The organism is Arthrobacter agilis (assembly GCF_002953615.1).
GTDB classification, from domain to species: domain Bacteria; phylum Actinomycetota; class Actinomycetes; order Actinomycetales; family Micrococcaceae; genus Arthrobacter_D; species Arthrobacter_D agilis_B.
In genome coordinates this window covers 2,841,011-2,849,704 of sequence record NZ_CP024915.1, presented here as the reverse complement: position 1 = coordinate 2,849,704, position 8,694 = coordinate 2,841,011, and the positions used below count along the sequence as shown (strand labels likewise).

The following is an 8,694-nucleotide window of genomic DNA, read 5'->3' as shown; positions in this document are numbered from 1 at the left end:
TCGATGAAGGTGGTGAGGTAGCCGCCCGCGAACGCCTGGGCGAGGCCTGCGGCACTCGTCACGCCGGCCGCGAGCATGCAGAAGCCCACGAGGAAGGAGATGAACGGTTTCCCGAAGGCCCGTTCGGCGAACACCGCCGCGCCACCGGCCTTCGGGTACTTGGTGACGAGCTCTGCGTACGATCCCGCCGTCAGGAGGGCCAGGGCCAGGGCCACCATGAGGGGCACCCAGATGGCGCCCCCGACCTCCGCCGAGATCACGCCGACCAGCGCGTACACGCCTGCGCCGAGGACATCGCCGAGGATGAAGAGGTACAGCAGCGGACCCGAGATGCCGCGCTTCAATCGGGTGTCGGGGGCCTGTTCCGTGGTGGGCATAGGCGCCAGTTTAGGCGAAAATGCTAAGCCTGCTTGTGAAATACCACGCGGGCCGCCATTCGTCGCGCGGGGAGTACCGCCGATCGAGAAATACCCCACATCCATGTGATGCACACCATACTTGCCTTGGACAGGATCTTGGCCGGGGGGCGGCCGCCCACGCTGACAGAAAGGCTCTCGATGAGCTGGCTCGACCGCGACCACACCATCGCACCACCGGGATTCAACCGGTGGCTCATCCCACCCGCGGCGCTCGCCGTCCACCTGTGCATCGGCCAGGCCTATGCGACCAGCGTGTACAAGACGGCACTCACGGCGCACTTCGACGCGACCCTGACGCAGGTCGGCATCATCTTCTCGATCGCCATCGTGATGCTGGGTCTGTCCGCCGCGGTGCTCGGCACCTGGGTGGACCGCAACGGCCCCCGCAAGGCCATGTTCACCTCGGCGCTGTTCTGGACCTCCGGCTTCCTGGTCGGGGCGCTCGGCATCTTCACGAACCAGCTGTGGCTCGTCTACCTGGGCTACGGGGTCATCGGCGGCATCGGCCTGGGTATCGGCTACATCTCCCCGGTATCCACCCTGATCAAGTGGTTCCCCGACCGCCCGGGCCTGGCCACGGGCATGGCCATCATGGGCTTCGGCGGCGGCGCCCTGATCGCCAGCCCGCTCTCCACCCAACTGCTGCGCATGTACGACCCGAACTCGGGGGCCGAGGGCTGGGTGGCCAGCGGCGACGCCGTGGGCAAGCTGTTCCTGACCCTCGCCGTCGTCTACCTCGTCTACATGATGTTCGGCGCCTTCACCATCAAGGTGCCGGCGGAGGGCTGGAAGCCCGCGGGGTTCGACCCCTCGCAGCTGAAGTCCAAGCCCCTCGTCACCACCGACAACGTCTCGGCCGCCAACGCGATCAGGACCCGCCAGTTCTGGCTCGTCTGGATCGTCCTGTTCTGCAACGTCACGGCCGGTATCGGCATCCTCGAGCAGGCGGCCCCGATGATCCAGGACTTCTTCCGCGGCGCGGACGGCACGACGGCGGTGTCCGTCGCCGTCGCCGGTGGCTTCGTGGGCCTGCTCTCGATCGGCAACATGGGTGGACGGTTCGCCTGGTCCACGACGTCGGATCTCATCGGCCGCAAGCGCATCTACATGGTCTACCTCGGCGTGGGAGCCCTGCTCTACCTGGTGCTCGCCCTCGCGGGGTCCTCCACCACCCTGCTGTTCGTCGCCCTGGCCTTCGTGATCATCTCCTTCTACGGCGGCGGATTCGCCACCGTACCGGCCTACCTGCGTGACCTCTTCGGCACCTATCAGGTCGGTGCGATCCATGGCCGCCTGCTGACCGCGTGGTCGGCCGCCGGTATCGCCGGGCCGCTGATCGTCAACGCCTTCCTCGACTCGCAGGGAACGCCCGGGGAGCTGAACGCCGGGGCCTACCAGCCGGCTCTCCTCACCATGGTGGGGCTGCTGGTCGTGGGCTTCATCGCCAACCTGCTCGTCCGGCCCGTGGACCCGCGCTTCCACGAACCGACGGCGGACGCATCCCGAGAATTCGCGAAGGAGGCCTGACATGGCCGGAGCACGTATCGCCGTCGTCTGGGCACTCGTGGGAGTGCCTCTCGCCTACGGCGTCTTCCAGACCCTCACCCGGGTCGCGGCCCTCTTCGGCGGCTGACCGGCGCCGTCGGTCACGCCGTCACCCGGTCTGCCGTGCCGGTGCCCAGGCCATGGTGTCCTGGTGCCGTCGCCATGCCTGCCGCGGCTCCACCGACTCGCGTGCGACGTCGGTCAGCCACACCGTGGTGTCCGGGTTCCAGCCGGCGATCACCGATGCCGTGTCCGCCTCGACCCGCAGCGCCCGGGTGGCGCACCGGAGGTAGCCGAGGGCGGAGAGATGCACGGCGTCCCAGTCCGCCGCGACGCGCTCCCAGTCCGGGATCACCCAGCTTCCGGCACGGCCGGTGGTCCGGTACCAGTCGTGGCGGCGGGACGCGGTGACGTCGAGGGGGTACTCGCGGCACAGGGCCGCCCAGTCCTCCTCGACGGCCACCTCGAAGGTGCGGCCGCCACCGCGGACCGGGACGGCCGTGGCGCACTCCTCACCCGCGGCGTCCTCCACGAGGTCCAGTGCGGCCGGGATGTTCCCGACCGTCTGCAGGAGCCCCTCGGGGAGCGACCACCAGGTGCCGGAGTAGGGGGCACGGGGATCGCTCGGACGATCGTGCCGGGCCCGTTCCTCCTCGTCACGCGCGCCGCGGGCCCAGGCTGCCAGAGCCTCCCGCGGGCTCCCTGGCAGGTGCACGGGGTCCTCGGGGACGCGCCAGTCGAGGTGCCACTGCACGGTTCGCCGGGCCGATGCCAGCCACGGTCCGGTAGTGGACGCCAAGACCCGCCCCGCGACGGGGAGGAGTGACTCGCGGATGACCGGGAGCGCGGCGAGGACGTCCTCCCCGTCGGGTTCCTGCCAGCCGCGGGCAGCGCCGACCGACTGCCCGAACGCGTCGAGGATCCTGCTGTCGCTGATGTCCCCCGGGTTGATCGAGGCGATCCGGGCCGCCACCCCGGCCGGCGTCGTCGCGTCCGGTCGTCCAGGGTGCATAGCCGGCCCGTCGTCGTCCGATGCGGCGAGGACGAGGGTGACACGCGAGGTGCCCGACGCCGGGTCGAGGGCGCCGGCCAGGCGCATGACCGGGCTCCGGAGGTCCGGCGCCAGCAGCAGCGCGAGCTCGAGGCAGAGCCGGCGGCCGCGTGGACCCTCGAGCAGGACATCGGCCGGCACCGTCATCCGGCCATCCTCGCACGGTGCGGGCCGGACGGCGTGCGGACACCGGCGGCAGGCCGTCGCGGGCACCCCCGCGCACTGCTTGAATGGGACCAGACACTCCGGAAGGACCCATGGACAGCACGAGCAGGCAGCAGACCGACGCCCTGGAGCGCGGCGAACTCCCCCCGCTGGAGCAGGTGCGTGACGACGTGTGGGCCCTCGCCCAGCCCATGCCCGGCGGACATCTCGCGTACTCCTTCACCTATCTGCTGCAGGACGCGGACGGGGGCATCCACGTCGTCGATCCCGGCTGGGACTCCGACGACAACTGGGCGCGGCTGATCTCTGCGCTCGCGGAGATCGCTCCGGGACGAGGCGGCGCCGACGCCGTCACGGGCATCACCGGCACGCACCTGCACCCGGACCACGTGGGGATGGCAGCCCGGCTGAGGGACGCATCGGGCGCGGAACTCGCGATGCACGGCAGGGAGCGCCAGGCCCTCGAACGGCACCGCGACCGGCTGCTCGACCTCGACGAGGCCGCCGGACGGCTGGAGGAATGGGGCGTTCCCGTCGACCGGAGAAGCGAACTGGCCCAGTTCGTGGACCGCTCTCCTGCCGGGCTGGTGCTCGCCGTGGACTCCGTGCTGTCCGACGGCGACGTCCTGGACGTCCCGGGGTTCCGGATGGAGGTGATGGCGACGCCGGGACACACTCCCGGGCACATCTGCCTGCGCGACGACGACCGCGGGCTCCTCCTCACGGGCGACCACGTGCTGCCGACGGTGTTCTCCGGTCTCGGCCTGGGCGGCGGAACGCCGTCGAACCCGCTGGCCGACTTCCTCGAGTCCGTGGAGCGCATGCGCCGCTACGGGGAGTACGAGGCGCTCCCGGGACACGGCTACCGGTTCGCAGGGCTGGGAGGTCGGGCGGACGAGTGTGCGGAGCACCAGCTACGGCGGGCACGTGAGGTGGCCGAGGTGCTCGCGGCGTCGAACGGGGCTTCCGGGGAACCGGCCGTCTGGGCGATCGCCGCACGACTGACGTGGACGGCCGGGTGGGACGGGCTGCACGGCTTCCAGCTGCTGTCCGCGCTCACCCAGACACAGATGCACCGGGACTTCGTGCGCGTACACGGTGTGCCTGCGGCCTGACATCTTCGGACTTCTCCCCATGAATTCCGACGAATTCCGGTGAAGAGGGCCCACTGTGCCCCGGGCATCTATACGCTTCCCCCATGGAAACAGCGGAGGGGCGCGACGGCGGAGAGTTCGATCAGGCCATCGAGGTGCTGGAAGAGCAGACGAGCGTGCTGTGGCGGCGGGAACGGACGACGTCGCACGCCCTCGCGAAGAACGTGCATCCGGAGATGGAGCCGGCCGCGTACGGGATCCTCACGCTCCTGCAGCGGGAAGGATCGCTGCGGGCGACCGACATCGCCGCCAGCATCGGTGTGGGGAAGCCCTCCGTGAGCAGGCAGCTCGCCGGGCTCGAACGGCTGGGACTCGTCAGCCGCCAGCTCGATCCCTACGATGCCCGCTCCCAACGCGTCCTCCTGACGGCGCTGGGCGAACAGCAGCTCGCCGCGGCGCAGACCGGGCGTCGCACGGCGTTCACCGCGCTGATGCGCAGCTGGGCGCCGGAGGACGTGGAGAAACTCGGGGTCCTGATCGCCCGGCTCAACAGCACCTACACGAAGGACACCTGGTAGCGGATCAGCCCTCGCTCCATCCCGAGCCCTCGCGGAACGCTCCCACCCGCCGGCCGGAGCCGGCCTCGAGGGAGTCGTCGGCGTCCTCGTAGAGTTCGCCGGCGTCGGCCTTGCTGTGCAGGAGGAGTTGCTCCGCCTCGGCGCGCGCGTCTTCGAGCCCGTCGGCCACGATGCGGCTGCGGGCGGGAAGGGCGTTTAGGTGGACCACTCGTTCCGCGGTCTCGCCGAGGGGGACGGTGAACCCGTCATTGGCGTCGTCGAGGGGAACCTCCGCTCCTCCGCTCTCCGCCGGGACCACGTACTCGAGGAAATAGGCCATGCTCCAGCCAACCACCGCTCCGGGGCGCATCGCCAGCGGTCGCCGAGCCGCCGCAGGAGCTTGTCCATCCCATCGCGGACTGGTACCCGTCCGCCGGGACGAGGCCCTCGAGGGAGCGTCAAATCGACGGCGGGAGGCCGGACCGGGTGCGGCGGTCGGTACTCCATGCCTAGATTGGAGGCATGGCCGACACAACCGAGAACGAAGCAACAGCCCCGGTGGCTCCCACACCGCTCGAACAGCTCGCCGAAGCGCACCGCGTGGGGACCACCTTCAAGGGATGGGATGGTGAACCCGCCCGCGTGGCCCCGGAGACCCTCGTCACGGTCCTCGCGGCGCTCGGAGTCGACGCCTCCTCCGAGACCGCGATCGCCCGCGCGCTGGACGACGTCGTCGCCGGGCCCTGGCAGAGGGTGCTGCCCGCCGTCGTCGTGGTGCGCCGGAGCGACGTCGACCCGGTGCTGCTGCACGTGCCCGCCGGGGCCGACGTGGAGTTCTGGGCCGTCGACGAGGACGGGGTCCACTACACCGGCACGGTGACGGACGCGACCGAGGTCCGCACGATCGACGGGAAGGACATCGAGCGGCGGGAGGGCGTGCTGCCGCACGCGCTGCCGCTCGGCTGGCACACCCTTCATGCGACGGTCGACGGGCAGGAGACGACCTGCACCTTCGTGGTGACGCCCGACCGCCTGAGTACGACGGCGGCACTCATGGACCACCGCAGCTGGGGGCTCATGGCGCAGCTCTACTCGGTGCGGTCCTCGGAATCGTGGGGCATCGGCGACCTCGCGGACCTCGGCCGATTGGCCCAGGCCGCCGCCGCGCACGGTGGCGACTTCGTGCTGGTGAACCCCCTGCACGCCGCCGAACCCGTCCCGCCCGTGGAGCCCTCGCCCTACCTGCCGACCACGCGGCGCTATTTCCACCCCCTCTACCTGCGGATCGAGGACATCCCCGAGTACGCCCGGCTGGACGCCGGGGCACGGGCACGGATCGGAGAGCTGGCCGCCGGCCTCGCGGACGCCAACACCTCCACCGACCTGCTCGACCGGGATTCGTCCTACGCCGCGAAACTCGAGGCACTCGAACTCGTGTTCGCGGTGCCGCTCCCGGAACAGCGCCAGCACGACTTCGACGCCTACCGCTCCCACCAGGGCCAGGGGCTCGCCGATTTCGCGCTGTGGTCGGCCCTCGCCGAGACGGTCCCGCCGGGCGCGCAGGAGTGGGACGACGTCGGACGCCCCGGATCGCCCGGTGCCCAGGAGTTCGCCGAACGGCATGCAGCGCGCATCGAGTTCCACGAGTGGCTGCAGTGGCTCGTGGACGAGCAGTTGCAGGAGGCGCAACTCGACGCGACGGGCGCCGGGATGTCGATCGGCGTGGTGCACGATCTCGCGGTCGGCGTCCATCCCAGCGGTGCCGACGCCTGGGCCCTCCAGGACGTGCTGGCGACGGGCATCAGTGTCGGGGCACCGCCGGACATGTTCAACCAGCACGGCCAGGACTGGAGCCAGCCGCCATGGCACCCCGAGCGGCTCGCCGGATCCGGCTACGCCGCATTCCGGGACATGCTCCGCAACATCCTGCGCCACGCTGGCGGCATCCGTGTGGACCACATCCTCGGGCTGTTCCGGCTCTGGTGGATACCCCAGGGCAAGGCGCCGGGTGCCGGCGCCTACGTCTACTACGACCACCGGGCGCTGATCGGCATCCTCGCGCTCGAGGCGGAACGGGCAGGCGCGATCGTGGTCGGCGAGGACCTCGGCGTCTTCGAGCCCGGCGTGCAGGAGTACCTCGGCGAGCGCGGGATCCTCGGCACCTCGATCCTCTGGTTCGAGCAGGACGAGGACGGGCCGCTGCCTCCCGAGGCCTACCGCCGGGGCTGCCTGACCACGGTCACCGTGCACGACCTGCCGCCCAGTGCGGGCTACCTGGCAGGCGAGCACGTGGTGCTCCGTGAGAAGCTCGGCCTGCTCAGCCGCCCCGTGGAGGAGGAGCAGGCGGAGGATCGCGCCAGCCGGGAGAAGTTCCTCGCGCTCCTGCGGCAGCGTAACCTGCTCCCTCAGGAGTCCCCGGGCGTCCAGCAGACCGTCGAGGCGCTGCACGGCTTCATCGCGCAGACGCCGTCGGTGCTGCTCGGGGTCGCGCTCGCCGACGCGGTCGGCGAGCGGCGTACCCAGAACCAGCCCGGCACCAACGACGAATACCCGAACTGGCGGATCCCCCTCGCGGACGCCGCGGGGAACGCCGTCCTCATCGAGGATCTCGCCGGCAATGAGCGCTTCGCGTCGATGGTCGCCTCGCTGGGCCTTCCGACGGACGATGCGGGCGGCACGGGGCCGATCGGCTGATCGCAAGCACAATGTCGGGAGGCGGCACGGCCCCGGCGCGTGGTCGGATGGAGGGATGAACAGGAACGACACCCGGACGTACGACGTCGTCATCGTCGGCGGGGGCATCGCGGGGCTGGGGACCGCGCTCGTCCTCGGGCGGGCCCGGCGGAGCGTCGTGGTGATCGACGCCGGTACGCCGCGCAATGCTCCGGCCGACGCCGCCTACGGCTTCCCCACGCGGGACGGGACGCCGCCGGAACATCTCGTGGCGCTGGCGCGGGAGGACCTGGGACCCTACGGCGTGGACTTCCTCGATGATCGCGCCGAGCGTGCCGTGGACACGGCGCGGGGGTGGTCGATCGGCACTGCCGGCGGCCGGACCGTCGAAGGGCGCCAGCTCGTCATCGCCTCCGGGCTCCGCGACATCCTGCCGGACATCCCCGGCGCCCGGGAGGCATGGGGGCGGGGACTGCTCCAGTGCCCCTACTGCCACGGCTGGGAGGTCCGCGACCAGGCCCTCGGAGTACTCGGTTCCGCCCCGACCTCCATCCATCAGGCGATCCTCCTGCGGCAGTGGTCCGACGACGTGACCTTCTTCCCCCATACCCTCGGCGCCCTGTCCGAGGACGACCGACACCGCCTGCGGAGACGCGGAGTGCGGATCGCGGAGGGCCGGGTGGAGGCATTCCTGCCGGGCCGGGCCGACGACGGCGCGCCACGCCCGCTCCTGGGCGTCCGGCTCCAGGACGGCGCCGCGGTGCCCTGCGTGGCGGTGTTCTGCGAACCGGGCGCGGACGCGGGTACGCCGCTCCTCGCGGGCCTGGGCTGCGAGATGCGCGACGACGGCTGCGTCAGCACCGACGACATCGGACGGACCTCGGTGGAACGGGTCTGGGCCGTCGGCAATGCGACCGATCCCGCCGCCCAGCTGGTGCCGGCGGCAGGGGATGCCTATCGGATCGCCGTCGCGGTCAACGCGATCCTGGTGGAGGAGGACTGCGAGGTCTGCCTGGAGGCGGAGGAAGCGGTGAGCGAGGGCGTCTGAAGCCCGGGGCAGGGTCCCCCCGCCCCCGTACGCCCGAAGGCCCCGGCAGTACCGGGGCCTTCGGGCGTGCTGTCGCCCCTACTTGCCGAGGTCGGGGCGGGTGGCGTCGTCCTGTGACAGGAACGGCGTGTCCTCGACGTGC

General features: G+C 71.2%; 8 protein-coding genes and 1 pseudogene. 6 read left to right on the top strand and 3 right to left on the bottom strand.

Features of this window, described 5'->3' with window-relative positions; translation table 11 throughout:
* Positions 1-377: pseudogene (locus CVO76_RS13895) on the bottom strand (amino acid permease); the annotation flags it as partial.
* 180 nt (positions 378-557) lie between these two features.
* Between CVO76_RS13895 and CVO76_RS13890 the strand changes: the two are divergent.
* Positions 558-1,946 (top strand): OFA family MFS transporter, encoded by a 1,389-nt coding sequence (locus CVO76_RS13890; RefSeq protein ID WP_133081396.1) that lies wholly within the window; start codon positions 558-560, stop codon positions 1,944-1,946.
* Position 1,947: 1 nt separating this feature from the next.
* Positions 1,948-2,052, top strand: coding sequence for an MFS transporter small subunit (locus tag CVO76_RS17660; RefSeq protein WP_420808225.1), 105 nt, complete (start codon positions 1,948-1,950; stop codon positions 2,050-2,052).
* Positions 2,053-2,073: 21 nt separating this feature from the next.
* On the opposite strand, the gene CVO76_RS13885 is transcribed toward CVO76_RS17660, so the two are convergent.
* The gene (locus CVO76_RS13885) at positions 2,074-3,162 is read right to left on the bottom strand and encodes a hypothetical protein (RefSeq protein WP_208739736.1); all 1,089 of its coding nucleotides are present in this window, start codon (positions 3,160-3,162) and stop codon (positions 2,074-2,076) included.
* Between the two features lie 110 nt (positions 3,163-3,272).
* On the opposite strand from CVO76_RS13885, the gene CVO76_RS13880 reads away from it, so the two are divergent.
* Together CVO76_RS13880 and CVO76_RS13875 are read left to right on the top strand one after the other, a co-directional pair.
* Complete coding sequence (locus CVO76_RS13880) at positions 3,273-4,295, top strand: MBL fold metallo-hydrolase (protein WP_208739734.1); 1,023 nt, start codon at positions 3,273-3,275, stop codon at positions 4,293-4,295.
* A gap of 83 nt (positions 4,296-4,378) precedes the next feature.
* Positions 4,379-4,852, top strand: coding sequence for a MarR family winged helix-turn-helix transcriptional regulator (locus CVO76_RS13875; protein WP_133081394.1), 474 nt, complete (start codon positions 4,379-4,381; stop codon positions 4,850-4,852).
* Positions 4,853-4,856: 4 nt separating this feature from the next.
* Here CVO76_RS13875 and CVO76_RS13870 read toward each other — a convergent pair whose 3' ends face one another.
* Positions 4,857-5,171: a hypothetical protein gene (locus tag CVO76_RS13870; RefSeq protein WP_208739732.1), complete on the bottom strand. Its 315-nt coding sequence runs from the start codon at positions 5,169-5,171 to the stop codon at positions 4,857-4,859.
* 182 nt (positions 5,172-5,353) lie between these two features.
* On the opposite strand from CVO76_RS13870, the gene malQ reads away from it, so the two are divergent.
* The gene (malQ, locus tag CVO76_RS13865; protein ID WP_208739730.1) at positions 5,354-7,525 is read left to right on the top strand and encodes a 4-alpha-glucanotransferase; all 2,172 of its coding nucleotides are present in this window, start codon (positions 5,354-5,356) and stop codon (positions 7,523-7,525) included.
* A gap of 55 nt (positions 7,526-7,580) precedes the next feature.
* Positions 7,581-8,552, top strand: coding sequence for an NAD(P)/FAD-dependent oxidoreductase (locus CVO76_RS13860; RefSeq protein ID WP_208739729.1), 972 nt, complete (start codon positions 7,581-7,583; stop codon positions 8,550-8,552).
* Positions 8,553-8,694: the final 142 nt, after the last annotated feature.

Excerpts from the sequence above, each read along its gene's own strand:
- CVO76_RS13890 (WP_133081396.1), top strand. The coding sequence starts at position 558 with ATGAGCTGGCTCGACCGCGACCACACCATCGCACCACCGGGATTCAAC.
- CVO76_RS17660 (WP_420808225.1), top strand. The coding sequence starts at position 1,948 with ATGGCCGGAGCACGTATCGCCGTCGTCTGGGCACTCGTGGGAGTGCCT.
- CVO76_RS13885 (WP_208739736.1), bottom strand. The coding sequence starts at position 3,162 with ATGACGGTGCCGGCCGATGTCCTGCTCGAGGGTCCACGCGGCCGCCGG.
- CVO76_RS13880 (WP_208739734.1), top strand. The coding sequence starts at position 3,273 with ATGGACAGCACGAGCAGGCAGCAGACCGACGCCCTGGAGCGCGGCGAA.
- CVO76_RS13875 (WP_133081394.1), top strand. The coding sequence starts at position 4,379 with ATGGAAACAGCGGAGGGGCGCGACGGCGGAGAGTTCGATCAGGCCATC.
- CVO76_RS13870 (WP_208739732.1), bottom strand. The coding sequence starts at position 5,171 with ATGGCCTATTTCCTCGAGTACGTGGTCCCGGCGGAGAGCGGAGGAGCG.
- malQ (WP_208739730.1), top strand. The coding sequence starts at position 5,354 with ATGGCCGACACAACCGAGAACGAAGCAACAGCCCCGGTGGCTCCCACA.
- CVO76_RS13860 (WP_208739729.1), top strand. The coding sequence starts at position 7,581 with ATGAACAGGAACGACACCCGGACGTACGACGTCGTCATCGTCGGCGGG.